The sequence below is a fragment of the Roseisolibacter agri genome (genome assembly GCF_030159095.1).
Classification (GTDB): domain Bacteria; phylum Gemmatimonadota; class Gemmatimonadetes; order Gemmatimonadales; family Gemmatimonadaceae; genus Roseisolibacter; species Roseisolibacter agri.
This window is the reverse complement of record NZ_BRXS01000001.1, coordinates 822,258-848,276: the sequence shown is the minus strand read 5'-3', so window position 1 is coordinate 848,276 and position 26,019 is coordinate 822,258. Positions and strand designations below refer to the sequence as shown.

At 75.0% G+C, this 26,019-nt stretch carries 27 protein-coding genes; 9 read left to right on the top strand and 18 right to left on the bottom strand.

The annotated features are described in order from the left end of the window. Positions 1–76: 76 nt before the first annotated feature. Entirely contained in the window at positions 77–436 is a 360-nt protein-coding gene (locus rosag_RS03390) for a cupredoxin domain-containing protein (RefSeq protein ID WP_284348622.1), read from the top strand. 348 nt (positions 437–784) lie between these two features. Here the strand turns inward: rosag_RS03390 and rosag_RS03385 are convergent, their stop codons facing one another. The 13 genes from rosag_RS03385 to rosag_RS03325 form a co-directional block, all read right to left on the bottom strand. Further along, on the bottom strand, positions 785–2,101 hold the full coding sequence (locus tag rosag_RS03385) for a DUF1501 domain-containing protein (protein WP_284348621.1): 1,317 nt from the start codon (positions 2,099–2,101) through the stop codon (positions 785–787). Positions 2,102–2,166: 65 nt separating this feature from the next. Next, positions 2,167–3,831, bottom strand: coding sequence for a DUF1800 domain-containing protein (locus tag rosag_RS03380; RefSeq protein WP_284348620.1), 1,665 nt, complete (start codon positions 3,829–3,831; stop codon positions 2,167–2,169). 128 nt (positions 3,832–3,959) lie between these two features. Next, a complete protein-coding gene (gene gspG / locus rosag_RS03375) occupies positions 3,960–4,394 on the bottom strand; it encodes a type II secretion system major pseudopilin GspG (protein WP_284348618.1) in 435 nt (144 codons plus the stop codon). Positions 4,395–4,461: 67 nt separating this feature from the next. Continuing rightward, positions 4,462–5,667 carry a type II secretion system F family protein gene (locus rosag_RS03370; protein ID WP_284348617.1) on the bottom strand — a complete coding sequence of 402 codons (1,206 nt, stop codon included), beginning with the start codon at positions 5,665–5,667 and terminating at the stop codon, positions 4,462–4,464. 22 nt (positions 5,668–5,689) lie between these two features. Then, complete coding sequence (locus tag rosag_RS03365) at positions 5,690–7,249, bottom strand: GspE/PulE family protein (protein ID WP_284348616.1); 1,560 nt, start codon at positions 7,247–7,249, stop codon at positions 5,690–5,692. Positions 7,250–7,251: 2 nt separating this feature from the next. After that, positions 7,252–9,093 (bottom strand): secretin N-terminal domain-containing protein, encoded by a 1,842-nt coding sequence (locus rosag_RS03360; protein ID WP_284348614.1) that lies wholly within the window; start codon positions 9,091–9,093, stop codon positions 7,252–7,254. Between the two features lie 89 nt (positions 9,094–9,182). Beyond that, positions 9,183–9,824, bottom strand: a complete 642-nt coding sequence (locus rosag_RS03355; RefSeq protein ID WP_284348613.1) for a hypothetical protein — start codon at positions 9,822–9,824, stop codon at positions 9,183–9,185. Next, positions 9,824–10,474 (bottom strand): type II secretion system protein GspM, encoded by a 651-nt coding sequence (gene gspM / locus rosag_RS03350; RefSeq protein ID WP_284348612.1) that lies wholly within the window; start codon positions 10,472–10,474, stop codon positions 9,824–9,826. The genes rosag_RS03355 and gspM overlap by 1 nt, the downstream gene beginning before the upstream one ends. Further along, positions 10,471–11,673, bottom strand: coding sequence for a PilN domain-containing protein (locus tag rosag_RS03345; protein ID WP_284348611.1), 1,203 nt, complete (start codon positions 11,671–11,673; stop codon positions 10,471–10,473). The genes gspM and rosag_RS03345 overlap by 4 nt, the downstream gene beginning before the upstream one ends. A gap of 32 nt (positions 11,674–11,705) precedes the next feature. Continuing rightward, positions 11,706–12,500 carry a type II secretion system protein GspK gene (locus tag rosag_RS03340; RefSeq protein ID WP_284348610.1) on the bottom strand — a complete coding sequence of 265 codons (795 nt, stop codon included), beginning with the start codon at positions 12,498–12,500 and terminating at the stop codon, positions 11,706–11,708. Continuing rightward, on the bottom strand, positions 12,497–13,081 hold the full coding sequence (locus rosag_RS03335; RefSeq protein ID WP_284348609.1) for a prepilin-type N-terminal cleavage/methylation domain-containing protein: 585 nt from the start codon (positions 13,079–13,081) through the stop codon (positions 12,497–12,499). The genes rosag_RS03340 and rosag_RS03335 overlap by 4 nt, the downstream gene beginning before the upstream one ends. Further along, entirely contained in the window at positions 13,081–13,395 is a 315-nt protein-coding gene (locus tag rosag_RS03330; RefSeq protein ID WP_284348608.1) for a type II secretion system protein, read from the bottom strand. The genes rosag_RS03335 and rosag_RS03330 overlap by 1 nt, the downstream gene beginning before the upstream one ends. Beyond that, positions 13,392–13,805, bottom strand: coding sequence for a prepilin-type N-terminal cleavage/methylation domain-containing protein (locus rosag_RS03325; protein ID WP_284348607.1), 414 nt, complete (start codon positions 13,803–13,805; stop codon positions 13,392–13,394). The genes rosag_RS03330 and rosag_RS03325 overlap by 4 nt, the downstream gene beginning before the upstream one ends. Before the next feature lie 175 nt (positions 13,806–13,980). Here rosag_RS03325 and rosag_RS03320 point away from each other — a divergent pair, with 175 nt between their 5' ends. The 5 genes from rosag_RS03320 to rosag_RS03300 all read left to right on the top strand — a co-directional run bounded on the left by rosag_RS03320 (position 13,981) and on the right by rosag_RS03300 (position 17,255). Next, entirely contained in the window at positions 13,981–14,445 is a 465-nt protein-coding gene (locus rosag_RS03320) for a MaoC family dehydratase (RefSeq protein ID WP_284348606.1), read from the top strand. Between the two features lie 5 nt (positions 14,446–14,450). Next, complete coding sequence (locus tag rosag_RS03315; RefSeq protein WP_284348605.1) at positions 14,451–14,714, top strand: hypothetical protein; 264 nt, start codon at positions 14,451–14,453, stop codon at positions 14,712–14,714. A gap of 28 nt (positions 14,715–14,742) precedes the next feature. After that, positions 14,743–15,228: a DinB family protein gene (locus rosag_RS03310; RefSeq protein ID WP_284348604.1), complete on the top strand. Its 486-nt coding sequence runs from the start codon at positions 14,743–14,745 to the stop codon at positions 15,226–15,228. Next, the gene (locus rosag_RS03305; protein WP_284348603.1) at positions 15,225–15,884 is read left to right on the top strand and encodes a phosphoribosylanthranilate isomerase; all 660 of its coding nucleotides are present in this window, start codon (positions 15,225–15,227) and stop codon (positions 15,882–15,884) included. The genes rosag_RS03310 and rosag_RS03305 overlap by 4 nt, the downstream gene beginning before the upstream one ends. 99 nt (positions 15,885–15,983) lie before the next feature. Then, positions 15,984–17,255: an ankyrin repeat domain-containing protein gene (locus rosag_RS03300; protein ID WP_284348602.1), complete on the top strand. Its 1,272-nt coding sequence runs from the start codon at positions 15,984–15,986 to the stop codon at positions 17,253–17,255. Positions 17,256–17,345: 90 nt separating this feature from the next. On the opposite strand, the gene rosag_RS03295 is transcribed toward rosag_RS03300, so the two are convergent. Beyond that, a complete protein-coding gene (locus rosag_RS03295) occupies positions 17,346–17,660 on the bottom strand; it encodes a GlsB/YeaQ/YmgE family stress response membrane protein (protein WP_284348601.1) in 315 nt (104 codons plus the stop codon). 177 nt (positions 17,661–17,837) lie between these two features. Between rosag_RS03295 and rosag_RS03290 the strand changes: the two genes are divergently transcribed. The 3 genes from rosag_RS03290 to msrB all read left to right on the top strand — a co-directional run bounded on the left by rosag_RS03290 (position 17,838) and on the right by msrB (position 21,954). Further along, positions 17,838–20,252 carry a 3-hydroxyacyl-CoA dehydrogenase/enoyl-CoA hydratase family protein gene (locus rosag_RS03290; protein WP_284348600.1) on the top strand — a complete coding sequence of 805 codons (2,415 nt, stop codon included), beginning with the start codon at positions 17,838–17,840 and terminating at the stop codon, positions 20,250–20,252. Positions 20,253–20,254: 2 nt separating this feature from the next. Next, positions 20,255–21,430 carry a thiolase family protein gene (locus tag rosag_RS03285; protein ID WP_284348599.1) on the top strand — a complete coding sequence of 392 codons (1,176 nt, stop codon included), beginning with the start codon at positions 20,255–20,257 and terminating at the stop codon, positions 21,428–21,430. Positions 21,431–21,513: 83 nt separating this feature from the next. Then, positions 21,514–21,954, top strand: coding sequence for a peptide-methionine (R)-S-oxide reductase MsrB (gene msrB / locus rosag_RS03280; RefSeq protein ID WP_284348598.1), 441 nt, complete (start codon positions 21,514–21,516; stop codon positions 21,952–21,954). Positions 21,955–22,030: 76 nt separating this feature from the next. On the opposite strand, the gene rosag_RS03275 is transcribed toward msrB, so the two are convergent. From rosag_RS03275 to rosag_RS03260, 4 genes are all read right to left on the bottom strand, one after another. Continuing rightward, on the bottom strand, positions 22,031–22,291 hold the full coding sequence (locus rosag_RS03275) for a hypothetical protein (protein WP_284348597.1): 261 nt from the start codon (positions 22,289–22,291) through the stop codon (positions 22,031–22,033). A 119-nt stretch (positions 22,292–22,410) separates the two neighbouring features. Continuing rightward, complete coding sequence (locus rosag_RS03270) at positions 22,411–23,283, bottom strand: DUF1206 domain-containing protein (RefSeq protein ID WP_284348596.1); 873 nt, start codon at positions 23,281–23,283, stop codon at positions 22,411–22,413. Positions 23,284–23,715: 432 nt separating this feature from the next. Then, on the bottom strand, positions 23,716–24,795 hold the full coding sequence (locus rosag_RS03265) for a phosphotransferase family protein (protein ID WP_284348595.1): 1,080 nt from the start codon (positions 24,793–24,795) through the stop codon (positions 23,716–23,718). Next, positions 24,792–26,012, bottom strand: coding sequence for an acyl-CoA dehydrogenase family protein (locus tag rosag_RS03260; protein WP_284348594.1), 1,221 nt, complete (start codon positions 26,010–26,012; stop codon positions 24,792–24,794). Before rosag_RS03260 ends, rosag_RS03265 begins: the two co-directional genes overlap by 4 nt. Between the last annotated feature and the right edge of the window lie 7 nt (positions 26,013–26,019).

Genomic DNA, 26,019 nt, shown 5'->3' with positions numbered 1-26,019 from the left:
CCTCCCCTCTCCGATGCCCCTCCCCTCCGTGTCCCCGCACCCCCTGCCGCGCCGTTCGGCCGCCGCTGCGCTCGCAATGCTGCTCGCCCCCCTCGCGCTCGTCGCCGCGTGCGGCGGCGGCGACAAGGGCACCCAGGAGCCCCCGTCGACGACCGCGGTGCTGGTCGACACGCTCTTCACCTTCCCGTCGCAGTGGTCGTCGCCGCAGCTGACGCTGAAGGCCGGCGGGACCGTCGTGTTCATGTTCGAGGGCGGGATCGCGCACAACGCGATCTTCCGGCTCAACCCGGGCAACCCGCCGCTCGCCGGCGCGCCGGCCGACATTCCCCCCACCGTGAACGCGGTCGTGCGGCGCACCTTCGCGACCGTCGGGACGTTCCCGGTGAACTGCACGATCCACCCGGGGATGGTGTCGGAAGTGGTCGTCGTACCCTGAGGCGGCGTCACCCGCTTCTCCGCGCGGGCACACGACGGTAGGCGCCCGCGAAGCACGACGCGCGGCCGACCCGAGCGCCGAGCGCGGAGCGCCGACCACCTGATGCGGAGGTCACCGTGCCCGCGACGATGCGTGGGCGCGCGCGGCGGGGTGCGGCGGAGGCGACCTGCGAGATCACCAAGGAGACTCGCGCGTCGCAGCGAGGCTCCGCCGTGTGAGATCGCTGGGAGCCGGAGCCGTGCCCCGCCGCGCGCGCCGGCACGAGAGATCCCTCGCTGCGCTCGGGATGACGAAGGGCCGGCCCTGCAGCAGCAGGAGCCGGCCCTCGTGTCACGCGACCCGGGAAGGCTAGGCCGCGACGACGCCCCGGAACGTGGGGGTGTAGTCCGGGAACACCGTCGCCACGTTCGGATTCCCGAGCCGCTTGGCGACGATCTCCGCCAGCACGTCGCGGTGGTCGAGCGTGACGCGCAGGTCCTGCCCCGACTCCAGCTGCTCGCGCGCGAGGCCCGGCCAGTTCACCGTCAGCACGCGCCCGCCCGCGATCGCCTTGCCGAGGACGAACATCGCGCCCGCGCGCCCGTGGTCGGTGCCCGCGCTGCCGTTCTCGCGCACGTTGCGGCCGAACTCCGAGATCGCGACCAGCGTCACGTTGTAGTTGCCGCCGCCCTGCATCACGTCGGCCCAGAACGCGCCGATCGAGTTGGAGAAGTCGGCCATCGTGCGGTACATCGAGCCGGTCGCGACGTTGGGCGCCTGGTTCTGGTGCGTGTCCCAGCCGCCGATGTCCACCTGCACCGCCTCGATCCCGACGTCGGCCTTGATGAGCGCCGCCGTCGAGCGCAGCGAGCGGCCGAAGCCCGAGTTGGGATACGCCGCGCTGTTGGCCGGCCGGTAGTTCGCGAAGTCGATCGTGCGCAGCAGCTTGAGCGTGTTCGACACGTCGAGCGCCGCGCTGCGCAGCGGATCGATCGTCAGCGAGTAGTCGCCGGTGAGCCACTCGGTGCGCGCGTCGCGCGAGGTCGCGCTGCCGGCGATGCCGAAGTTCGTCGGGTCGGCGATGGGGAGCGCGCGCGGCGCGCCGTAGAGCGACTGCTGCAGCCCCGCCGAGAGGCCGAGCGCCCGCAATGGCGCGCTGGTGCGCAGCGGCGGGACCGTCGCCAGGTGGCGGCCCAGCCAGCCCGTGATCAGGCTCGGGTCGTTCGCCTTCCCGACCTCGATGAAGCGCTGCATGTCGAAGTGCGAGCGGTTGGCGACCGTCACGCCCGTCGCGTGCGTCACCAGCAGCTGCTTCGCCTGGAACGCGGGCAGCAGCCCCAACATCGCCGGCGCGAAGCCGAAGCGGTCGTCGAGCGCCGTCAGCTTGTTGGAGGACAGGCTGTCGGGCGCCGGGATCGCGATGTTCGGGCGCACGCCGTAGTAGTTGTTCCCCTCGAAGAACGGCGTGCAGAGCGACAGCCCGTCGGCGCCGCCGCGCAGGAAGACGCTGACGACGATGTCGCGCGCGCTCGTCTGGCTCTGCGCCAGCACGACGCGCGGCAGCCACGCGGGGAAGGTCACCGCCGCGAACGCCGCGCCCGCGCCGGCGACGAACTGGCGGCGCGACAGCGAGTGGTACTCGTCGCAGCCGGTGTCGGGCGTCTCGAAGTCGGGCAGCTCGCTCATGGTCCTGTTCTGCGCTCGGGCGTCGGAAGGGCGTGCGGAACGGCTGGCAGCGGGTCAGTACCGGGCTAGTACCACTGGAACGGCGACGACGCGAGCGCGAGCCCCAGCGCCTCGCGGATGCGCGTGGCGTTGTTGGGCGCGGGGCGCAGGTAGGCCACCAGCTCCTCGCGCAGCCGGTCCTGCAGCTCGCCGCCGAACATCATGCGGCCGATCTCGCTCGCGATCGCGTCCGCGTTGTTGAGCGCCTGCAGCGCCGTCACGTTGACCTGCATCTCCGCGCTGTTGAGCGACGACAGCGTGCTGGCCGCGTTCCAGCGCGGCAGCAGGTTGCCCGCCCAGAACTCCACCGTGTCGGGATAGCCCTCGGGCGTCAGCCACTGGAAGAGCGCCTGCCCCATCGCCGGCAGCTGGCGCGTCGCGGTGCCGACGCCGGTGCCCACCGTCGGGTTGAGCGCGCGCAGCGCCGACACCAGGAAGTGGAACGGCCGCTTCAGCTTCGCGGGCGCCTGCTGGAGGTGCGAGAAGTCGAGCGACGCGCGCACCATCGCCTTGATGTCGCCGCCGGTGCGCGTGTACGCGCCCGCCACGCGCTCGATCATCGCCGCCGACGGCTCGTACCACAGCAGGTGGCGGAGCATCTTCGTGGCGATGAACTTCGCCGTGCTCGGATGCGCGATCAGCATGTCGAGGACGGCGTCGCCCTCGGTCACGCCGTCCATGTTCGTGTTGTTGCGCGAGTCCATCGCCGGGAACGTCCGGCCCAGGAACACCTTCTGCGCGTAGTCGTGCAGCGCGGGGCTGAACAGGAACTCGCCGCGCCCGCGGATGGTCCACCCGGTCAGGATGCGCGACAGCTCCGCCACGTCGTTCTGCGTGTAGCCGCCGTCGACGCCCATCGTGTGCAGCTCCAGCAGCTCGCGCGCGTAGTTCTGGTTCGGCGCGCCGCGGCGGCTGACGTTCTGGTCCAGGTACACCAGCATCGCCGCGCTGTGGGCGCTCGCCTTCACGAGGTCGCCGAAGTTCCCCAGCGCGTGCTTCCGGATCACCTCGCGGTCGTCGAGCGTCTTGAGGTAGCCGACTTCCGGATAGTAGATCGTGAAGTGGTCGGTCCAGAACTCGACCATGCGCTGGTACAGCTGCCGCTTCGAGAACGCCGCGCGGTACACCGTCGCGTCCTGCAGCTGCTGCTGCAGCACGCCCAGCTCCAGCGCCGCCATCTCGGTGCCGGTCATCGCCAGCGACGGATACGTGCGCGCGACGAACGCCTCGGCCGCCGAGTCGTCGATCTGCTCGTAGGCGAGCTGGTAGTCGAGATAGCCGTAGTAGCCGAGGCGCTTCGCGCGCGCCGACTCCTCCGGCGTGAGGCCGAGCGTGACGCGGCGGGCGAGGCGGAGCGCCCAGTTCTCCCAGTCGTGCGTCGGCTCCAGCAGGTAGCTCGGCTGCCGCGCCTGGTCGACGCCGGCGAAGCGCCGCGGCAGCATCGGCGGCTGCGCGGTCAGGCGCTTGGGCGCGGTGCGCGGCGCCTGCGGGACCCGGGTGACGGGCGGCTGCGCGTCGGCGGCGTCCGTGAGGGCGGCGACGCCGGCCACGCTGGCGAGGCCCGACGCCGCGGTCGCGGCCGCGCCGCGCAGCAGGTCGCGGCGGCTGGCGGACGACGGCGCGTCGGTCGTCGGGGCGTCCGCGACGGGGGCGGCGTTCGCGGCGTCGCGGTCGAGCAGCGGATGCGACATCGGCTCCCTCGGGTGGTGCCGCGGACCGCGGCGGGCAGGCGGGCGGCCGGAGCCGACCGGTGGTGGGACCGGTGCGTCAAGTTCCGGTCGCAGAGGACCGGGTGTCAAGCAGCCGTGAGATCCCGACGTCAGGGTACGACCAGGTCCGCGTCCTCGCCCTCGCCACCGGACGCGCCGTCGCGGCCCAGCGTCACGAGGTCGTAGCCGTCGGGATTCTTGCGCCCCGGGCTGCGGTACTCGTAGGCCCGCCCCCAGGGGTCCAGCGGCACGTCCTTGCGCAGGTACGGCCCCCGCCAGCCGGCCGGCACCGGCGCACGCGTCGGGCGCTCCCGGAGCGCGCGCAGCCCCTGCTCGGTCGTCGGGTACCGCCCGTTGTCCAGTCGATAGCTGTCCAGCGCGGTGCCGAGCAACTCCAGCTGCGCGCTGGCCGCCGTGCCGCGCGCCTGCGACACGCGCCCGAGGATCTGGGGGGCCACCAGCGCCGCCAGCAGCGCGATGACCACCAGGACCACGAGCACCTCGAGCAGCGTGAACGCGCGACGGGAGCGAAGCCTGTGGAGCATCGAGCACCGGGTGGACGGCGGGGTGGGACGCGGCATCGACCCGAACGTTAAGCGAGGCATCGGCGGCTCACATGCGGCCGGGATCGACCGCGTAGACGGCCTGCAGGAGCGCCAGCGCGACGAAGCCCACGATCGCGCCGAAGAGGACGATCATCGCCGGCTCCAGCAGGGCGACCGCGGTCCGAAGCGCGCGCCGCACCTCGACGTCGTAGACGTCCGCGACCCGCTCGGCCATCGGGCCGAGGCGGCCGGTCTCCTCGCCGACGGCCAGCAGCTGCGCGGCGAGCGGCGGCACCACGCCCGAGAGCGCGGGCGAGAGTCGTTCCCCTTCGGCCACGCGGTCGGCGGCGCGCGACACGCCGGCCCCGAAGGCGAGGTTGGGCGAGGCGCCGGCGGCCACGCGCAGCGCGGGGAGCAGCCGCTCGCCGCCCGCCAGCAGCAGGCCGAGCGTGCGCGCCACGCGCGCGGTCGCCCAGCGGCGCTCGAGCGTCCCCACCACGGGGAGCCCGAGCCGCGCGGCGTGCCAGCGGACGCGGTTGGCCGGGACGGCCAGCCAGCCGCGCGCGCCCGCGACGCCGGCGACGGCCAGCAGCAGCCACGCCCACCATCCGCCGACGAGGACGCGGCTCGCCGCGACCAGCGCGCGCGTCGAGAGCGGGAGCGTCCCGCCCACCTCGCCGAGCATCGCGACGAAGCGCGGGACCACGACCAGCAGCAGCACCGTCACGCCGACCGCCGCGACGCCGGCCATGAGCGCGGGATAGAGCAGCGCCGCGCGCACCTGCGCCCGCAGCTCCGCCGCCTCGTCCAGGTGGTCGGCGAGGCGCGCGGCCGCCGGCGCGAGCGCACCCGCGGCCTCGCCGGCGCCGAGCATCGCGACGGCGAGCGGGCCGAAGACGGCGGGATGCTTCGACAGCGAGGCGGAGAGCCCCGCGCCGCCGCGCACCGCCTGTCGCACGTCGCCCAGCGCCGCAGCGACCGCGGGGTGCGCGGCCTGCTCGGTCGTGAAGGCGAGCGCGCGCTCCAGCGGCACGCCCGCCTCCAGCAGCGTCGCCAGCGTGCGCGCGAACAGCGCGGCGGATTCGGCGCGGCCGGCGCGCGGCGCGAGCAGGCGGCGCGCGGAGCGCGCGGGCGCCGCGTCCGCGTCGTCGAGCGCGATCGGCACCAGCGCGCGGCGGCGCAGGTCCTCCAGCGCGGCCGCGCGCGACGCCGCGTCGAGCGTGCCGTCGACCTCCCCGCCCTCGGCCGTCGCCGCACGGTAGCGGAAGCGCATCGCGCCGCCGTTCACGCGCCGGTCACGCCGCGTCGTCGAGGTGCGCCACGCGCAGCACCTCGTCGAGCGTCGTGCGTCCCGCGCGCGCCAGCCGCAGCCCGTCGGCCGCCAGCGGCACCAGCCCGTCGCGGCGCGCCTGCGCGCGCAGCGCGTCCTGCGGCGCGCCCGCGGCGATCAGCGCGCGCATCGCCTCGCTCACCGTCAGCAGCTCGTAGATGCCGGTGCGGCCGCGGAAGCCGGTGTGCGCGCAGGCCGCACAGCCGACCGCACGGCGCCAGCGCGGCGTCGCGTCGTCGATCGCCTCGCCGGCCAGCGCCTCCAGCGTCGCCAGCGTCGCCAGCGGCGACGCGTCGGGATCAGCCGGCTGCGCGCAGGCGTCGCACAGCACGCGCACCAGCCGCTGCGCGACGATCCCCTGCACCGTCGCGGCGATGAGGAAGCGCTCGACGCCCATGTCGGCCAGCCGCGCGACGCCGCCCACCGCGTCGGTCGTGTGCAGCGTCGAGAAGACGAGGTGGCCCGTGAGCGCCGCCTGCACCGCCGTCTCCGCCGTCTCGCGGTCGCGCATCTCGCCCACCAGCACGACGTCGGGATCGTGGCGCAGGATCGCGCGCAGGGCGCTCGCGAAGGTCAGCCCCACCGCCGGCTGCACCGCGACCTGCACGACGCCGGGCATGCGGTACTCGACCGGGTCCTCGACGGTGACGACCTTCACGCCGGGCGTGGCGACGCGCGCCAGCGCGGCGTACAGCGACGTCGTCTTGCCGGAGCCCGTCGGCCCGGTGACGAGCACGAGCCCCGTCGTGCGCGCCAGCAGCCGCTCGAAGCGCGCGCGCACCGGCTCGGGCATGCCAAGCGCCTGCAGGTCGCGGGCGCCGCCCCCGCCGCCGTGGTCGAGGATGCGCAGCACGACGCTCTCGCCGTGCAGCGCCGGCAGCGTCGCGACGCGCAGGTCCACCTCGCGCGGCGCGCCGTCGGCGCCCGCCACGCGCAGGCGCGCGCGCCCGTCCTGCGGGCGTCGGCGCTCCGCCACGTCGAGCCCCGCGAGCACCTTCACGCGGCTCACGACGCCCGCGCGCAGCGCGGGCGCGACGCGCTCCACGTCGCGCAGCACGCCGTCCAGGCGGAAGCGCACCCGCACGCCGTCGGCGGCGCTCTCGAGGTGCACGTCGCTCGCGCCGAGCCGCAGCGCGTCGCGCAGGAGCGCATCCACGACGGTGACGACGGGCGCTTCGTCGGCGAGCGCGCGCAGGTCCGACGTCTCCTCGCCGACGAGCAGATCGTTCGCATCGGCCGTCACCGTCGTCGTCTCGCGCGCGGCGGCGAGCACCGCGGCGCGCAGGTCCTGCGGCGGCACCGGCACGAGGCGCACCGGTCGCGCGAAACGGCGCGCCAGCGCGTCCACCACCGTCGCGTCGGGCTGGCCGCCGGCCGCGACGCGCAGCGCGCCGTCCTCCGCGAGGCCCAGCGGCAGCACGAGGTGCGCCTCCAGCCACGCCGACGGCAGCTCGCGCGCCATCGCGCCCGCCGCCGCCGCGCGCAGCTCGGCCGCCGCGTCCGACGCTTCGGGCGCGTGCTCCACCGTCACTCCTCGGGCGGCGCGGACGGCACGCTGTCGATGCGCCGCCGCGCGCGCTCGCGCAGCCGGTCCGCGTCGGCGTCCGCGCGCACGACGTGCGGCGTCACGAAGATCGCCAGCTCCGTGCGGTTGCGCGTCACGCTCGACTTCCGGAACAGGTTGCCGAGCCAGGGGATCTCCATCAGCAGCGGGATGCCCGTCTGCTCGACGAAGCGCTCGTCGCCGATCAGCCCCGCGATGACGACCGTCTGCCCGTCGCGCAGCACCGCGCGCGTCGCCGCCTCGCGCGTCGTGATCACGGGCGCGTTGAGCGCCGACGGCAGCGTCTGCGACGTCAGGGCGCTGACCTCCTGCAGGATCTGCACGCTCACGTAGTCGTCGTCGTTCACCGTCGGCACGATGGTGAGCGTGGTGCCGACGTCCTGGTACTGCACCGCCTGGTCGCGCGAGAAGTCGCCCAGCCGCGACGACGCCACGAACGGCACCTTGCTGCCCACCAGGATACGCGCCTCGCGGTTGTTCATCGCCAGGATCTCGGGCGTCGAGAGCACCTTCACCTGGTTGCGGGTCGAGACGGTGCGCAGCAGCGCGCGCACGTCGAGGTCGTCGAAGCGCAGCAGCCGCCGCACCAGCAGCCCCGGATTGCCGACGGGCAGCGTGTCGGCGACGCGGTTGCCGTACTGCGCCGCGCTGTTGGCGACGCCGCCGGTCGTGTTGCGCCCCTCGGCCGCCCAGTCGATGCCGAACTCCGTGCCGCGCCCCAGCGCGACCTCGGCGACCGTGACCTCCAGCATCACCTGCACCGGCCGCGCGTCCAGCGCCTCGATCGTCTCGCGCAGCAGCGGGAAGTTGGGCGGCTGCGTGCGGATGATGAGCGCGTTCGTCGGCGCGTTGGCGACGATCACAGTCTGGCCGACCAGCGCGCCCGCCGCCTGCGCGCCGCTGTCGGGGCGCGTGCCGTACGCGGTGGACGGCGGCGCGTCCGACGGCGTCCCCGCCGCGCGTGGCGCGATCGGCTGCGACGCATCGCGCGTGATCGCGCCCGGCGACGGCACCAGCTGCCGCTGCGTGAACTGATCGAGCTCGCGCTGCCGAAAGGTGTCGAGCGCGCGCCCGAGGCCGCGGTCCGCGAGCGAGCCGCCGCGGCCGCCCGCGCTCCCCAGCCCGAACAGCTGCCCGAGCGTCGCCGCGAGATCCTCGGCGCCCGCGTACTTGAGCGGCACGACGTAGGTGCGCAGCCCCGCCTCGCCCTGCGCGGGCGCGTCGAGCCGCGCCAGCACCTCCAGGTAGCGCGCGACGTTCGCGCCGCGATCCGTGATGAGCAGCGCGTTCGAGCGCGCCACGGGCTCGATGCGCGCCGTCGGCGACGCGAGCTGGCGCAGCGTGGCCGCGCCCTCGTCCGCGCGGATCCCCTGCAGCGGCACGAGCTGCGTGATGAGCCCCAGCGGCGGCGGATCGGACAGCGTCATCCCGACGCCCACGGGGCCCGTCGCCGGCGCGCGGTCGGCGGGCAGCACGCGCGCGACCGCGCCCTGCTGCACCAGCACCAGCCCGTGCGCCTCCAGGAGCGACTCGAGCACGCTCCCCACCTCGCGCGCGCCGAGCGCGGTCGCGGAGGTGAAGGTGACGCGGCGGTCCGGGACGTCGGAGAGCACGACGTTCAGCCCGAGCGCCGCGGCCAGCGACCGGATCGCGTCCGACAGCCGCGCGTCCACGAGGTTGAGCCGCGTGCCCGGCGTGACCACGGGCTGCTGCGCGCGCACCGTGGGTGGCGCGACGGCGAGCAGCGCAGCGGCGAGCACGTACGGTCGCGCGGACGCGAGCGCGTGACGGAGGGTTCGACGCACGGGAGGCGGAAGGGGGAACGAGCGTGGCGCAGGGACGTTCGCGCCGTGCAGGGGTGCGGCGGAAGGGGGCACGCGCCTCGCTTCCCGACTCACGGCACGCCCGGTCGCGGCATGCGCAGCGTCACGGTGCGCCCGTGGCCAACCAGCGTCACACGATCCGCTTCGACGCGCTGGACGCGCCAGCCGCCGGCCTGCGCGCCCTCGGCGTACAGCTGCGCGCCGGGCACGCGGGCGTCCAGCCGCAGCAGCGCGCGCGCGCCGTCCGCGCCGATGACCGTGCCGAAGAGCGCCGGCACCTTCCGGTCGCGCGCGCGCGCCGTGGCCTCGCGCGCGGCGTCGCGCGGCGCCTCCTCACCCACCGCGGCCGGCGCAGGCGTGGGCGGCTCCAGCGCGGGCAGCGTGCCCGGGACGTCCACGCTCGGATCCGGCAGCAGCCCTGGCGGCGGCGCCTGCGAGATGGTGACGTCGGCCATCGGGCCGAGGGCGTCGGGCGGGACCCAGCGCGCGCGCGGCGCGGTGCGCGTGGGCGCGAACGGGTTCGACTCCGCCACGCGCAGCGCACGCGCGGGATCTGGCGGCTCGGCACCGGCGCCGGTTGCGGGCGCGCTCGCGAGCACGGGCCGCAGCGGCGCCACGTCCACGCGCGCGGGCCAGAGCCAGAGCGCGGCGCCGATCGCGCCGATCGCCAGCGCGGCCACCGACAGCGCGTCGGCCAGACGTCGCGGCGCCATCATCGTGCGCCCCCCGACGCGGCCCACGGCGCGCGCACGCCCACCGTCATCTGCATCAGCGACTCACCACGCGGTCCCACGGTCGCCTGCACGCCGAGCGAGGTGACCTCGAGCAGCGTGGGGCCGTGCTGCAGCGCCTCGAGCAGCGCGGTGAAGCCGTAGACGTCGCCGATCGCCGAGAGCGTCGCGGGCACCGTCGCCGCGTCCTCCTCGGCCGCCGCGTCGCCCGCCACGTCGACGCGCTGCACCTGCACGCCGCTCTGCGCGGCGGCCTGCTGCAGCGCGGCCTGCAGCGCCGCGGCGGCCAGCGCGGACGTGCGCGCCGTGATCGGTCGCGCAGCCGCCGCCTCGGGCCGCGCCTCGCGCAGCCGCACCGCGGCGGCGAGCGACGACTCGGCGGCGACGAGCCCGCGCACGCGTGCCAGCTGCGCCGCGCGCGCGTCGATCGCCGCCTCGCGCGCGCTCCACCGCTGCGCGAACGGCAGCGCGACGTACGTGAGGAAGAGCGCGGCCGCGACGACGATCACGCCGATCGTGAGCGTGCGCCGCTCGCGCCGGCTGATGCCGCCGGCGATGCCGACGTTGCCGAGGGCATCGCGCGTGCGCGAGGCGAGCGTTGCCTCGCTCGCGGGTTCGAGCGGCGCGCTCATCGCGTGCGCCCGTCGGCGCGGAACGCGATCGAGAACGTCTCGACCGGCGTCCCGCGCTCCACGTAGCGGCTGCTCGGCGCCAGCGCTCTTACGTCGGCCAGGCGCGGATCGCCCGCGAGCCGCGGGACCAGCGCTGCCGCGTCGCGCGCCGTGCCCTCGACCGTCCAGGCGTCGCCCTGCATGCGGAGCGCGGTGATCGCCGCACCCTCGGGCAGCCGCTCGCCGAGCGCGGCGACGACGGCCAGCGGATCGACGCGGCTCGCGAGCAGCGCGGCGCCCGCGCTCGTGCCGGCGTCGAACGCCGTGAGCCGCGCCTGCAGCGACTCGGCTGGCGCCGCGCGCTGCAGCTCGGCGCGCAGCGCGCGCGCCAACGCATCGGCCTCGCGCTGCCGCTGGCGGTCGGCGGCGGCGAGCGCGAGGCCCACTGCCAGCCCGCACAGCGCGGCCGCGCGCGTCACGGCCGCCGCGCGCCGGCGCGACACGCCGTGCGCCAGGTCCTCGGGCAGCAGCTGCACCGCGACCGGTGCGCCGTCGACCCCCAGCGCGGCGCCGCGCGCGACGCGCCACGGATCGGCGGCGACCGAGAGAGCGGGGTTCTCGTCACCCGCGACCCAGCGCGGTGCGCGCCGCACGCTCACGACCTGCCCGCCGCGCACCTGGACCACGCCCTCCTCGTCGGCGGCCGCGGGGAGCCGGTGCTCGCCGTCGGTGGGCGTGCTGCCGACGGCCAGCGCGCGCGCGAGCGCCGTCGGCGCCGGCTCCACGCTCTCCACCGGGCCCCACGTCTCGAACGCGGCCGTCCACCGGCGCACCAGCTCGCGCGGCACCGCGAACGCCGGCTCGCCGCGCTCCGCGTCGGTGCCGGTCGGCTTCGCGGGCGCCGCGTCGTCCGCCAGCGCGACCACCACCGGCTCGCGCAGTGGGAAGACGCGCGACGGGTCGAGCGCGATCATGCGGCGGCGCGCGTCGCCCTTCACCGGCGGCAGCGACACGCGCTGCACGTCGAGGAACGCGAGCCCCACCGCGATGCCGATGCGCCGCGCGCTGCCCAGCGCCGCGCGCAGCTCGGCCACCGCGGCGTCGGGGTGCGCGGGATCCCACGCGACGTCCGCCGTGGCGCGCGCGGCGCGGCCGCGGCGGTCCAGGGCGACGGCGCGCACGCGGTCGGCGAGCAGCTCGAGGCCGATGCGATCGGGCATTCCGGAAGGCGAAGGGAGAGAGGTCGAACGGATCAGAGGTCGCGCTCGCGCCACCGCACGAACGCCAGCCGGTCGCCGCGCACGGCGTACACCGCCTGGATCTCGTGCGTCAGCGGCGAGCCGTCCCGCCACCCGCGGCTGACGACGAGCAGCCGCGTCGGCTCGCGCACGGTCTCGCCGCGCGCGGCCGCGCGCACTGCCGCCGAGGCACCGGCCACGTTCACGCGGCCGTCGCCGTCCACCGTCAGGTGCGGCGCGGCCGCGCGGGCCAGCGCGGGAGAGACGCCCGGGACCCGTGCGAGGTCATCGAGCGACCGGAACTGCCGCCGCCGCGCCACGCCCGCGACGCCTGCGGTGGCCCCGACGCCGTCGCGGGCGCCCTCGGCCCCCAGCCACGCCTGCACCGCGCGCGCGGCCCCGCGCCCGCCGTCCGGCGCGCCCACCTGCGCGAACAGCGCCGCCAGCGCGTCCTCGCCGGCCAGGTTCAGGTCGAGGCGCGCGCTCGCGTCCACGAGCGCGACCTGGAAGCGCGCGTCGCCGAGCGGCTGCGCGTCGGTCGTCGCGAGCGCGCGGTCGATCGCGTTGAGGTAGGTGCGACGCGCCAGCGTGTCGGGGCGCGCCGCCAGCTGCGCCTCCAGCTCCGCCACCGCCGCCTCGACGCCGCTCTCCGCCGCATAGCGCGCCGCGGCGCGCGCGCGGACGTTCACGGCGACGTTCGTCGCGCCGCGCGCGTGCAGCGCGACCGCCGCGCCGACGGTCGCCAGCAGCACGACCAGCCAGAGCACGAGCATCAGCGCGACGCCGCGTCGTGTGCGGGTTGGCGTCACGGCGACTCCTCCGCCTCGCCAGCCGGACGCGTGTGCGCCAGCAGCGCCGGCGCGAGCTCGCCGCCCGCGGCGTCGCGCAGCTGCACCGACACGGCTGCCGGGACCGCCGACGCGCGCGGCCACGCGTCCGTCCACGCGCCACCCGCGTACGGCAGCACGCGCACGCTGACGCCGCGCGCCTCGCGCACCAGCACCGACACGACGTCGCCCGTGGCGCCCTCGGCCGGCGACGCGGTCAGGCGCACGCCCTCCGTGGTGGGCGCGAGCGTCACCAGCCAGCGCTCGCCGGTGCCGTGCGGCGGCACGACGCCGCGCGTCAGCAGGCGCAGCGTGTCGGCGGCGAGCACGAACACCGCGTCGTCGTCGGCCACGCCACGCTCCACGTGACGGATCGCGTCGCCCAGCAGCGCGCGCCATGCGGTGAGCGCGTCCGCGGCCGCACGCCGCTCGGCCAGACGCGCCTCCGTGTCGAAGCCCGCCTGCGCGGCGCCGTATGACAGCGTGACGACCATCGCCGTCACCACGAGCGCGACGAGCACCTCGAGCAGCGTGAAGCCCCGGCGCGTGCGCCTGCGGGTCATCAGCGGCGCACCAGGCGGTGCAGCGTGAGCTCGCCGCCGTCGGGCAGCGTCACCGTCGCGGACACGACGTCCAGGCGGCCGCGCGTCGCACCCGTCCACGGCTCGCGCGCAACGCGCGGCTGCCAGCGGGCGAGCGAGTCGGGCGGCGGCGCGTCCAGCAGCGCGCCCTCCAGCGTCACCTCCGCGGCGGCGACGGCGGCCGACCAGTCGGCGGCCTCGCGCGCGGTGCGCCCGCCGGCGCGGAAGCCCTCCAGGAACCCGGTCGCGGCGAGGCCCAGGATCACCAGCGCCACCAGCGCCTCGAGCAGCGTCACGCGCCGCCTCGCGCGGCCGCGCGCGACTGCGGCGCGCACGCCGCCGCGTCCCACGCCGGCGCGGCCGCGTCGTCCGCTGGCTCCGGGACGCAGACGCCGAGCGGCGAGATGCCGAGACGGAGCGGCGTCGCGGCGGGCAGCCGGCCGTCCTGCAGCACCGAGTCGCGCGCCAGCAGCCGCCAGCGCCCGTCGGCGTCCACCTCCAGGCGCAGCGCCTCGGCGCGTCGCAGCGCCTGCGCGCGCGCGCTCGCGACGGTGCGCGCCAGCGGATCGTCCTCGTCCGGGCCGCGCGGGATTGCGATGCGCGGCAGCGTCAGCGCGACGGCCAGCCCGAGCAGGAGCAGCACGACGAGCAGCTCCAGCAGCGTGACGCCACGGCGCGCACGACGGGCGGCGGTCGGGAGGGACATCGGTCGCGGCGAGTGGAGGGGAGGTTGGAAGCTCGCGCGCGTGGTCGCCCGCTGTCAACGCGAGCCCCGCACGAGCGCCGTAGGACCAGCCGACGGCTGGACGCGCGCGCCCCACGCGGTGAGCTTACCGCGCACGCTCCGCCCCGCCCTCCCTCGCCCACCGCTTCAGAGACGGATGCCCACCACGCACCTCGACTCGACCGCCGCGCTCGCCCAGCACCTCGGCCAGGAGATCGCCGTCGGCGACTGGGTGGAGGTCGGCCCCGAGCGCGTGCGGCGCTTCGCCGACGCGACCGACGACCACCAGTGGATCCACCTCGACGCCGAGCGCGCCGCGGCGGAGTCGCCGTACGGCGGGACGATCGCGCACGGGCTGCTGACGCTCTCGCTGATCGTCGCGCTGGTGCAGCAGGCGGTCGTGATCGACGGCGTGCGGATGACGGTGAACTATGGCTTCGACAAGGTGCGCTTTCCGAGCGCGGTGCCGGTCGGCGCGCGCGTGCGCGCCCGCGTCGCCGTCGGAGCGGCCGAGGCGGCGAAGGACGGCAGCATGCAGGTCACGTGGCGCGTGACGATCGAGCGCGAGGGTGGCGACAAGCCCGCCGTCGTCGCCGACTGGATCGTGCGCCTCTACGCCTGACCGTCGTGTCCGCGCCCACGCCGCCGAAGATCACCGCCGCGCCCGAGCTGCGCCGCCACCTGCTGCACATGGTGCTCGGCGTCGTCGCGGTGCATGCGATCGCGATCGCGCTCTACTACGCGCTCGACGTCGAGCACCGCCCGGCGAACTTCCGCCGCATCTTCACCGCCGTGTGGATGGTGGCGACGCTGCCGGTGGTGCTGGTCGGCCTGTCGCGCGTGCGCAAGGCACGCATCCGCGCGCGGCACGCACGCCGCGTCGGTCGCTGACGTCGCTCACTTTCGGGAGATCGCGTCGATGATTCCCCTGCTGCGGAGCGTGCTGCGCCGCTCCTTCGACGGCCACTCGTGGCACGGCCCCTCGCTCGCCGACGTGCTGGACGGCGTGGATGCGCGCACCGCGCTCGCGCACCCGGTCGCCGGCGCGCACTCGATCTGGGAGCTGACGCACCATCTCACGGCGTGGACGCGCGAGGTCACGCGTCGCCTGGAGGGCCAGCCCGCGGCCATGCCGCGCGAGGGCGACTGGCCGGAGCGCGTCGACGATGCCGGCGACGTCGAGGCGCGCTGGCGCGCGCTGCGCGACGAGCTGACCGCCGCACGCGGCGCGCTGCTCGCCGCCGTCGAGGCGTTCCCGCCCGCCCGGCTGGACGAGCGCGTCGGCACGAGCGACGACGCGGCGGTCGGCGGGCAGGCGACGTTCGCGGGGATGCTCGTGGGACTCGCGGAGCACAACGCGTATCACGGCGGGCAGATCACGCTGCTGCGCCGGGCGTTGTCGTGAGCGCGCGCGTCCGGCTCAAGGTCTGCTGCATCGCGTCGCACGGCGAGGTCGCGCTCGCGGTGGCGCACGGGGCCGACGCGGTCGGCCTCGTGTCCGCGATGCCGAGCGGTCCCGGCGTGATCGACGAGGCGCTGATCGCGGAGCTGGCGCCACGCGTGCCGCCGCCGGTCGCGACCTTCCTGCTGACGTCCGGCACCGACGCCGCGACGATCATCGCGCAGGCGCGCCGCTGCGCGGTCAACACGCTGCAGCTCGTGGACGCGGTCTCGCCCGACGCGCTCGTGACGCTGCGCGCCGAGTTGCCCGCCGTGCGGCTGGTGCAGGTGATCCACGTGCTCGACGACGCGTCGGTGCGCGAGGCGCTCGAGGTGGCGCCGCTCGTCGATGCGCTGCTGCTCGACTCCGGCAATCCGCGCCTCGCGGTCAAGGAGCTCGGCGGCACGGGCCGCGTGCACGACTGGGCGTTGAGCCGCGCGATCCGTGACGGCGCGGGCGTCCCGGTGTTCCTCGCGGGCGGCCTGCGCGCGGAGAACGTCGGCGAGGCGGTGGCCGCGGTGGCGCCGTTCGGCGTGGACGTGTGCAGCGGCGTGCGCACCGGCGGGCATCTGGACGCCGCGAAGCTCGACGCGTTCGCGCGCGCGCTCGCCGCATCGTGAGCGCGCTGCGACACCGCGAGTGACGCAGCGCCGCGGTGCGGCGTCCTCGATGCGAGCCGCCGCCCCCGCGCGGCGATGGTCTCTCCCTCTCGCATCACGATGCCGCACGCACGTCCCAGCCGCCGTTCCGCCGCCGTCGCGCTCGCGCTGACGGCGATCGTCGCCGCCCCGCTGCACGCGCAGCCCAAGAGCGCCTTCCAGCAGGCCGTCGAGATGGCGACGGCCTCGATGACCAACGATTCCGCCGCCGTCGCGCGCCTGCTCGACGGCGGCGCACGCCCCGACACGCCGCGCGACGGCAACGTCACCGCGCTGATGTCGGCGGCGAGCTGGGGACGCGTCGGCATCGCGCGCCTCCTGCTGACGCGCGGCGCCGACGCGCTGCTGGAGAACGCCAAGGGCGAGACGGCGCGCGACATCGCGACGAAGGCGGGCCACCTCGACGTCGCGCGCCTGCTGGAGGCGGCCGAGCGCGGGCAGCCGCTGCCCGAGATCCGCGTGCCGAAGAACGGCCGCACGAACTTCGAGATGGCGGTCGACCTGAAGAGCGCCGCCGGGCTGCTTGGCGACCTCGCGCAGGTGCGCCGCCTGCTCGACCAGGGCGCGGATCCGAACTTCCCCACCGGCGACGGGAGCACCGCGCTCGCCTCGGCCGCATACTGGGGCCGCATCGACATCGTGCGCGAGCTGCTCGCGCGGGGCTCGGACCCGAAGGTCGCGGATGAGCGCGGCCGCACCGCGCTCGATCAGGCACGCTCCCAGAGCCACGCCGACGTCGTGCAGGAGCTGCAGCGGGCCATGGGCCTCGCGGTGGACCAGCCGCGTCGCCGCCAGCCGCCGGGCGCGGCGCCCGCGAACACGCCAGGCAACGCTCCCGCGAACACTCCCGCGGCGCCCGCGCAGCCGGTGCGCAAGGAGCCCGCGCCTGCCCCGGCTCCGGCTGCCGACGGGCCCAACACGCAGCTCCCGCCCGAGGAGTTCAAGCCCACCGGAATCACGCCGCGCGGCGGCGTGTGGGAGGGCCGCGTCTCCAACGGCAACGCGCTGGTGCGCTTCACCGTCGCGCCGGACGGCCGCACGATCACCGAGATCGAGTTCGAGGGCGACATCAAGTGCAGCGAGACGGGCGCCGGGATGGGCGGCACGTATGGCCGCACCCAGCGCGCCGACTGGATCACGCGCGGCGCGCGGCTGGTGATCGACCGCGGCGCGGTGAACGGCAAGTACGCGGACGAGAAGGCGGGCGTGCACTGGCACCTGCAGGGCCAGTTCGTCGGCGCGACGGCGGCGCGCGGCAAGGTGCGCATCGGCGCGCATTCCGGCACGTGCGACACGTGGGGCCTGCAGTGGACCGCGTCGCGCGTGCGCTGAGCGCCGCGCGACCCGCGTGAACGTGCGAAGGGCCCGGTGCAATCGCACCGGGCCCTTCGCCGTACTGCGTGTGCTACGAGCGGACGAGAGTTACACCACCCGTCGACGTCCGCCGCGGATCATGCGCAGGACGAACAGCAGGACGACCGCGCCGATGAACGCGACGAGGATGGTGCCCGCGAGACCGCCGAGCGGCGTCGCGACGCCGAGGGCGCTGAACAGCCAGCCGCCGACGAACGCGCCGATGATGCCGATGATGATGTCACCGATCAGGCCGTAGCCGACACCGCCCATCACGAACGAGGCGAGGAGTCCGGCGACCAGTCCAACGATGAGCCAAGTAAGCAGCGTCATATCGATTCTCCTGGAGGGCCCGTCGCACGATTGCGCCGGGGCGCCTTCCACCAAGGCAACGGGCGTGCCCTAGGTTCTCGGGTCGACGGGCCCGACGCGCCCGATCGGTGCCGTCCATCACCCGATCGGGCCCTTCCGTCGGCGCGGACCGGGTGGGATGTTTCGCGGGCCGGCGAGCGCGCCCGCGCCGCCCGCCCTGACCTCGCACCTGAGGAGCGCCGCCCCACGATGTCCCAAGAGACCTCCACGGCCGGACCCAGCCGAACGGCGTTCACCGGCCTCGACCTCGGCTTCGACCTCGGCGAAGCCACGCCGACGCCCGCCGCCCGCCCGCGCATCCGCTCCGTCGGCGTCATCGGCGCCGGCACCATGGGCAGCGGCATCGCCGCGCTGGCCGCCTCCGCCGGCCTGCCCGTCGTCCTGCTCGACATCCCGGCCGAGGGGCCCGACCGCGGCGCCATTCCCAGGGGCGCCGTGCAGAAGCTCCTCAAGGGGAAGCCGGCCGCCTTCATGGACGCCGACCGCGCGGCGCTCGTCCGCACCGGTAACACCGAGGACGACCTCGCGCTGCTGAAGGACTGCGACCTCGTGATCGAGGCGATCATCGAGCAGCCCGGCCCCAAGCAGGCGCTCTACGAGAAGCTCGAGGCGATCCTCAAGCCGACCGCGATCGTCTCGTCCAACACGTCGGGCATCCCGATGCAGGTGCTGACGCAGGGGCGCAGCGAGCGGTTCAGGAAGCACTTCCTCGGCACGCACTTCTTCGCGCCGCCGCGCTACATGCACCTGCTGGAGCTGATCCCCACGCCCGACACCGATCCCGCGGTGCTCGACAGCGTGCGCGCGTTCGGCGAGACGCTGCTCGGCAAGGGCGTCGTGGTCAGCAAGGACGCGCCGGGCTTCATCGCCAACCGCCTCGGCGTGTACGGCATGAACCGCACGATCGCGCGCATGGAGGAGTTCGGCCTCACGATCGACGAGGTCGACGGCCTCACCGGCGCGCTGCTCGGCCGCCCCAAGTCGGCGACGTTCCGCACGGGCGACCTGTCGGGCATCGACGTGCTGGTGCACGTCACGAAGGGCCTCGCGCAGGCCACCGGCGAGCGCTTCCCGCTCCCCGCGTGGTTCGAGCAGATGGTGGCCGAGAAGCGCCTGGGCGACAAGACGCAGGGCGGGTTCTACAAGAAGGTCGGCAAGGACATCCAGACCTGGGACTTCCGCGCCAACCAGTACGTGCCCCAGCAGCGGCTGGAGACGCCCGAGCTGAAGGCCGCGATCAAGGCGCCGCTCCCGCAGCGCATCGCGGGGCTCAAGACGCTGCCGGGCAAGTACGGCGACTTCCTGCGCGCGACGCTGCTCGACAACGCGCGCTACGCGCTCACGGCGTCGCCGTCGCTCGCGTTCGACATCCCGAGCGTGGACCGCGCGATGGAGTGGGGCTACGGCCACGAGGCCGGCCCGTTCCGCGTCATGGACATGCTCGGCCTCGACTTCCTGCGCGCCGAGTTCGAGAAGCGCGGCGAGGAGGTCCCCGAGTTGCTGCGGAAGGCCCAGGGCTCGTTCTACCGCCAGGGCGCGCAGGGCGAGGAGGTGCTCGGCTTCGACGGCACGTATCGCCCCGTCGCGCCGATCGCCGGCAATCTGCGGCTGTCGAGCGTCGCGGCGCAGCCGGGCAAGGTGCTGGCGCAGAACGAGGGCGCGCGCCTGCTCGACCTCGGCGACGGCGTCGCGCTCCTCGAGTTCCGCAGCAAGTCCAACTCGCTCGGCTCCAAGGTGCTCGACCTGCTCGCGACGTCGCTGGAGCGCGTGGAGCGCGACGGCATGGCGGGCCTCGTGATCGGCAACGACGATCCCAAGTTCTTCAGCGCCGGCGCCGACCTCGCGGAGAGCACGGGCGCGGTGATCGCCGGCATGTGGGACCTGATCGACAAGTCGATCCATCGCTTCCAGCAGGCGACGCAGAGCATCCGCTACGCCCCCTTCCCCGTCGTCGTCGCGCCGGCCGGCATGGCGCTCGGCGGCGGCGCGGAGTTCACGCTGCACGCGGACGCCGTGCAGGCGCACGCGGAGCTCTACATGGGCCTCGTCGAGGCGGGCGTGGGCCTGCTCCCCGGCGGCGGCGGCACGAAGGAGCTGCTCTTCCGCTTCACCAAGGAGCTGGAGCCGTACGAGGAGGCGGATCCGTTCGAGGCGGTGAAGCGTGCCTTCAGGATCATCGCCACCGCGCAGACGTCGACGAGCGCGCTGGAGGCGCGGCGCATCGGCTTCCTGCGCGCGCACGACCGCATCTCGATGAACCGCGACCGCCTGATCGCCGACGCAAAGGCGCGCGTGCTCGACCTCGCGCCGGGCTACGTCGCGCCGACGCCGCGCACCATCCGCGCGCTCGGCAAGGAGGGGATGGGCAACCTGTCGTACGCGCTCTTCTCCTTCCACGAGGCCGGCCAGGCCAGCGCGCACGACGTCGCCATCGGCCACGAGATCGCGTACGTGCTGTGCGGCGGGGACGGCCCGCCGCGCATGGTGACGGAGCAGGACATCCTCGACCTCGAGCGCGAGTCGTTCCTCAAGCTCCTCGGCAACGAGAAGACGCAGGAGCGCATCACGTACACGCTGAAGACCGGCAAGCCCCTGAGGAACTGACCATGCACGAAGCCGTGATCGTCTCCGCGGTCCGTACCGCGGTCGCCAAGGGCAAGGCCGACGGCGCGCTCGCGCGCGCGGGCGTCTCGCCGATCGACATCTCGTCGCTGACGATGCGCGAGGCCGTGCACCGCAGCGGCATCGACCCGCGCGACATCGACGACGTGATCCTCGGCTGCGCGATGCCCGAGGCGTCGCAGGGGCTCAACGTCGCGCGCCAGGCCGCGCTGAAGGCCAACTTCCCGGTCGACGCGTCGGCCGCCACCATCAACCGCTTCTGCTCCTCCGGGCTGCAGAGCGTCGCCAGCGCCGCGCAGGCGGTGATCGCGGGGATGCAGGACGTCGTCGTCGCCGGCGGCGTCGAGATGATGTCGCAGGTGCCGATGTCGGGCTACCACACGCGCCTGCACCCCGAGATGACCGAGAGCTACATCGGCATGGGGTTCACGGCGGAGCGCGTGGCGGAGCGCTTCGGCGTGAGCCGCGCGGACCAGGACCAGTTCGCGCTCGAGAGCCAGCAGAAGGCCGCGAAGGCCGTGGCGTCGGGCGTGTTCGGCGACCAGATCGTCGGCGTGCCGGTGCAGGACGTGACGTGGAACGGCGCGAAGAAGACGGTGACCGACCGCGTCTTCGACCGTGACGAGCTGCCGCGCGCCGACACGTCGCTCGAAGGCCTCGGCAAGCTGCGGCCGGCGTTCAAGACGAACGGCACCGTCACCGCCGGCAACGCGAGCCCGTACTCGGACGGCGCGGCGGCGCTGGTGGTGACCAGCCGCGAGAAGGCCGAGTCGGTGGGCGCGAAGCCGCTGGCACGGCTGCTGACCTACGCGGTGGCCGGCATCGATCCGGACATCATGGGCGTCGGGCCGATCAACGCCATCCCGAAGGCGCTGAAGAAGGCCGGCATGCAGCTCTCGGACATCGACCTGTTCGAGTTCAACGAGGCGTTCGCCGCGCAGGCGCTCGCCGTCGCGCGGCACCTCGGCATGGACCTCTCGAAGGTCAACGTCAACGGCGGCGCGATCGCGCTCGGCCACCCGCTGGGCGCGACGGGCGCGAAGCTCACGACGCAGCTGATCCACGAGCTGCGCCGCCGCGGCGGCGGCATCGGGATGGTGACGATGTGCGTCGGCGGCGGCATGGGCGCGGCCGGCATCTTCCAGGTCGAGGCAGCCTGACGCGGGGAACCGCGACACGCCTCGCGCACTAACAGAAGGGGCGCCGGACGGTCCGGCGCCCCGCTTTCGCACCCGAGGTCTCGATGCCAGAACTCTTCGCCACCGGCGAGCCCCAGCTCAAGAAGCCGCACGAGGAGTGGCGCCGCGTGCTTACGCCCGAGCAGTACACGGTGCTGTTCGAGGAGGGCACCGAGCGCGCCTGCACCAGCCCGCTCAACGACGAGAAGCGCGCGGGCACCTACGTCTGCGCCGCCTGCCACGCGCCGCTCTTCAGCACCGACGCCAAGTACGACAGCGGCACGGGCTGGCCGAGCTTCTTCACGCCGATCCCGGGCGCGCTCGGCACCAAGAAGGACTTCAAGCTCTTCTGGCCGCGCACCGAGTACCACTGCGCGCGCTGCGGCGGCCACCAGGGCCACGTGTTCGACGACGGCCCCGCGCCCACGGGCCAGCGCTTCTGCAACAACGGCGTCGCGCTGACCTTCGTCCCCCTGGGGGAGCCGCTGCCGCCGCTGCGCGACTGATCCGGCGACCACCGAACGTGACACGGCCCCCGGCGTCCTCGCGGATACCGGGGGCCGTGCCGCGTGCGCCGTCGCGTCAGACCGGAGCGGATCGCGTCGCCCAACCGCGGGCGATCATCCCCAGGCCGACCAGCAGCGCCACCGTGGCGATGACTGCGAGCGTCGTGCTGTACGTGTCGCGCAGCAGGGTCGCGCCCTGCGTCGCCGCGCCGAACGCGAAGACGATGTAGCCGGGCGCCGCGCGGCGCCCCGCCTCGGAGCGCCCGTTCACCCGGATCGCCGCGAAGATCGCCGCCAGCGAGAGCACGCCCATCAGGATCGCGACGGTCGAGTTCATGGTCCGCGCCTCCGTTGGGGAACCCGCGCGCCCGGCCGGGAGGGGCCGGGCGTCCTGGGCCTACGCTGCTTCAGGAATCGTGCGCGCGCAACCACGCGGCGCGCACCGCCGAGTCCGCCTCAGTCCACGGGCTGCAGCACGCGGTAGCGCGCCTGCACGATCTGGAAGAGCCCGAACGCGAGCAGCCCCAGCGCCACCAGCCCCATCAGCCATGGGCCCCACGGCGCGGCCTGCAGCGCCTCCAGCGCGCCGGGCAGCCCGGCCGCCTGGGTCGGGTCGTTGCTTCGCGCCGCGAGGACCAGGAACGCGCCCGCGATCACGAAGACCACCGCACGCGCCCCGGTGCCGAACTGCCCCAGACGCAGGACGTTGCGCCGCGCGTCCGGCCCCAGCTCGCGCAGGTCCAGGTGGCGGACGACCTTCCCCTTGAAGGCCTTCCGCATCTGCTGGCCGGCGTACACGAGCATGCCGATCCCGACCGCCGCGACGAGCAGGCGCCCCCACGGCAGCGCCATCAGCCGCGCCGTCCAGTGCTCGGTGCGGGTCTCGTCGCTCGTGTCCTGGGCCGCGCCCTGCAGGAGACGGATCGCCTGGATCGCGAGCGAGCCGTACAGCAACCCGCTGCCCGCGTGCGCGAGCCGGAGCCCGATCCCCTTCGCGTCGCTCCCCTCGCCCTCGGCGCCGCGCGCCGCCTCGATCAGCCGCCACGCCGCGTAGCCCAGCAGGCCGATGGCGATCACCACGAGCAGGAACTGCCCCAGCGGCTGTGACGCGATCTCGCGCAGCGCACCGCGCTGCCCTTCCGCCTGCCGCCGGCCCAGCGCGGCCTGCAGCGCGATCAGCGCGAGCGTGACGTAGACCACGCCCCGCGCCGCGTAGCCCAGCCGCGCGGCGCGCGTCAGCCACGGCGCGCTCTCGCCGATCGCCCGCCGTGCGCCGCCCGCCGCCTGGCGGGCGGCGTCTCCCAGCATGCCGTTCACGTTCTGGCCCATGCGTGCCTCCGGTGGGTGCTCGTCTCGGGATACGGACGCCCACTAGGGAAGGAACGCGCCAGCGCGGCGGCGGGACCTGAGGATGGGCCGCACGAAACGCCACGCGGCCCGCGCCGGAGAACCGGATGCGGGCCGCGTGGCTCGAGAGCCTGCCGGGAAGGTTGTTTTGAAGCCCCGATGCATTGCATCAGTTGGGCGACCGGCCCCCCGCCTTCCGCCTTCCCCGCACTGGGGCATGACGTCAACGGGATGTGGAACGACGCCCGGCTTCAAGAGTGTCGGGTCAAAACAGGAGTCTTCCCGACCGACCGCTCGAGTTGCCTGAAATATAGCGCGCGCAGCGCGCGCATGAAACACGATCGACCGACGTGCAGGTAACGGCGTGTGATGCGAGATACGCGATGCATCGCTCCGCATCGCGACGCCGCGCCGTCACCCCAGCCGGTCGATGCGCCCGAGGGTGATCGCCCGCTCGGCCAGTCCGCCGAGCGCGCGCACCGCGCCGTCGAGCGCCGCGAAGCGAGGATCGCGCGTGTGGCCCTGCACGTACCGCGCGAAGATCTGCTGTGCCACCACCGCGAGCTTGAACAGCCCGAACACGTAGTGGAAGAGCGCGTCCCCGACGTCGCGACGAGATATACTCGCGTAGCGGGCCACGAGTTCCGCGCGCGTGAGATTTCCCGGCGCGGCGGTGAGCCCCAGCCGGAGCGCGCGCAGCGCCGGCGGATCGTCGGGATCGACCCAGTACCCCAGGCTCGTGCCGAGGTCCATCAACGGATCGCCGAGGGTCGCCATCTCCCAGTCGAGCACCGCGACCACACGCGTCAGGTCCGCCGGATCGAGCACCAGGTTGTCGTACTTGAAGTCGTTGTGGATGACCGACGCGCCACCGTCCGGCGGGCGCTGCGCGGCGAGCCACGCGGCCGCGCGCTCGATGCTCGGCACGTCGCCGGTGCGCGCCGCAAGCCAGCGCCGCGACCAGCCGTCCACCTGCCGCGCGACGTAGCCCTCGGGACGGCCCAGCTCGCCCAGCCCCGCCGCGCGCCAGTCCAGCGCGTGCAGCGCCGCCAGCTCGTCGACGAAGCGCTCGGCGAGCCCGCGCATCGTCGCCGCCTCCGGCACCGGCTCGCCCGGCGCGCCGCGCAGGATCACGCCCGTCACGCGCTCCATGACGTAGAACGGCGCGCCGAGCACCGCCGGGTCGTCGCACGCGGCCACGGTGCGCGGCACGCGCCCGAACGCGGGGCGGAGCGCCGTCAGCAGCCGGTGCTCGCGCAGCACGTCGTGCGCGCTGCCGGCCTTCACGCCGCGCGGCGGCCGGCGCAGCACCAGCTCGCGGCCGCCCGCGCGCACTAGGTACGTGAGGTTCGAGAAGCCGCTCCCGAACTGCGCGACGTCCAGCATCTCCGGCCGCACGTCCTCCCAGCCCGGCGCCGCGCGCGCGAGGAAGGCGGCGAGCGGCGCCGGGTCCAGCTCCTCGCCGCGGCGGACCGCGCGCGGCTCGTCGATCACTCGCGCGCCTCCATCCCGTAGCGCTTCAGGATGCGCTTCGCGAGGCTGGCCTTGTGCACCTCGTCGGCGCCGTCGTAGATGCGCGCGCCGCGCTCGTGGCGGTACCAGTACGCGAGCGGGGTGTCGTCCGTGACGCCCAGCGCGCCGTGCACCTGGATGGCGCGGTCGAGCACGCGCTGCAGCACGCCGGCGACGTGGAACTTGATCCCGCTGATCGCGTCGCGCGCGGCGGCCGCGCCCTCGGCGTCGATGCGCCGCGCGGTGTCCAGCACGTACAGCCGCGCCGCGTCGATCTCGCTGCGGCTCTCGGCGATCCAGAACTGCACCTGCTGCTGGAGGCCGAGCGGCTTCCCGGGGGAGAGCTCGCGCGAGACGGCGCGGCGGCACATCAGGTCCAGCGCGCGCTCGCAGATGCCGATCCAGCGCATGCAGTGGTGGATGCGGCCGGGCCCCAGCCGCTCCTGCGCCAGCGCGAAGCCCTCGCCCTGCCGCCCGATGCGGTTGCCCACGGGCACGCGCACGCCCTCGTACTGCACCTCGGCGTGGCTCGCCCAGTCGCTGCCGGCCTCGCCCATGATGCGGACGTTGCGCACGAGCCGCACGCCGGGCGCGTCCATCGGCACGACGATCTGCGACGCGCGGCGGTGCGGCGGCGCGTCGGGATCGGTCACCGCCATCACGATCGCGAACGCGGCGCCGTCGGCGCTGGACGTGAACCACTTGCGGCCCGTGACCACGTACTCGTCGCCGTCGCGCACGGCGCGCGTGCCCATCCAGACGGGATTGGAGCCGGGGAACTCCGGCTCCGTCATCGAGAAGCAGCTGCGGACGTCGCCCGCCACCAGCGGCGCCAGCCAGCGCTTCTGCAGCGCGGGCGAGCCGTGCGCGTGCAGCAGCTCCATGTTGCCCACGTCTGGCGCCTGGCAGTTGAACACGTAGTGCCCCACCGGCGACGTGCCGAGCACCGCGCTCACCTCCGCGTACTCGGCCAGCGACAGCCCCAGGCCGCCGAGCGACGCCGGGAGGAACGGCGCCCACATCCCCTGCGCCTTCACCTCGGCGCGCAGCGCGGCGAGCCGCGGCAGCAGGTCGCGGAACTCGCGCTGCAGCAGCTCGGGCTCCAGCGGCAGCACGCGCGCCGCGAGGAACGCCCGGATCGCGTCGAGCAGCGCGGGCAGCCGGTCGTGCGTCGCGGGCGCGGTGGCGGGTGCGGTCACCGGGCGG

Bases quoted from the DNA above. Each gene is read 5' to 3' on its own strand.
- rosag_RS03325 (WP_284348607.1), bottom strand. From the start codon at position 13,805: ATGTCCCTCCCGACCGCCGCCCGTCGTGCGCGCCGTGGCGTCACGCTG.
- rosag_RS03270 (WP_284348596.1), bottom strand. From the start codon at position 23,283: ATGGGCCAGAACGTGAACGGCATGCTGGGAGACGCCGCCCGCCAGGCG.
- rosag_RS03300 (WP_284348602.1), top strand. From the start codon at position 15,984: ATGCCGCACGCACGTCCCAGCCGCCGTTCCGCCGCCGTCGCGCTCGCG.
- rosag_RS03355 (WP_284348613.1), bottom strand. From the start codon at position 9,824: ATGGCGCCGCGACGTCTGGCCGACGCGCTGTCGGTGGCCGCGCTGGCG.
- rosag_RS03335 (WP_284348609.1), bottom strand. From the start codon at position 13,081: ATGACCCGCAGGCGCACGCGCCGGGGCTTCACGCTGCTCGAGGTGCTC.
- rosag_RS03390 (WP_284348622.1), top strand. From the start codon at position 77: ATGCTGCTCGCCCCCCTCGCGCTCGTCGCCGCGTGCGGCGGCGGCGAC.
- rosag_RS03320 (WP_284348606.1), top strand. From the start codon at position 13,981: ATGCCCACCACGCACCTCGACTCGACCGCCGCGCTCGCCCAGCACCTC.
- rosag_RS03385 (WP_284348621.1), bottom strand. From the start codon at position 2,101: ATGAGCGAGCTGCCCGACTTCGAGACGCCCGACACCGGCTGCGACGAG.
- rosag_RS03285 (WP_284348599.1), top strand. From the start codon at position 20,255: ATGCACGAAGCCGTGATCGTCTCCGCGGTCCGTACCGCGGTCGCCAAG.
- rosag_RS03275 (WP_284348597.1), bottom strand. From the start codon at position 22,291: ATGAACTCGACCGTCGCGATCCTGATGGGCGTGCTCTCGCTGGCGGCG.
- rosag_RS03380 (WP_284348620.1), bottom strand. From the start codon at position 3,831: ATGTCGCATCCGCTGCTCGACCGCGACGCCGCGAACGCCGCCCCCGTC.
- gspM (WP_284348612.1), bottom strand. From the start codon at position 10,474: ATGAGCGCGCCGCTCGAACCCGCGAGCGAGGCAACGCTCGCCTCGCGC.
- rosag_RS03290 (WP_284348600.1), top strand. From the start codon at position 17,838: ATGTCCCAAGAGACCTCCACGGCCGGACCCAGCCGAACGGCGTTCACC.
- gspG (WP_284348618.1), bottom strand. From the start codon at position 4,394: ATGCTCCACAGGCTTCGCTCCCGTCGCGCGTTCACGCTGCTCGAGGTG.
- msrB (WP_284348598.1), top strand. From the start codon at position 21,514: ATGCCAGAACTCTTCGCCACCGGCGAGCCCCAGCTCAAGAAGCCGCAC.
- rosag_RS03310 (WP_284348604.1), top strand. From the start codon at position 14,743: ATGATTCCCCTGCTGCGGAGCGTGCTGCGCCGCTCCTTCGACGGCCAC.
- rosag_RS03345 (WP_284348611.1), bottom strand. From the start codon at position 11,673: ATGCCCGATCGCATCGGCCTCGAGCTGCTCGCCGACCGCGTGCGCGCC.
- rosag_RS03370 (WP_284348617.1), bottom strand. From the start codon at position 5,667: ATGCGCTTCCGCTACCGTGCGGCGACGGCCGAGGGCGGGGAGGTCGAC.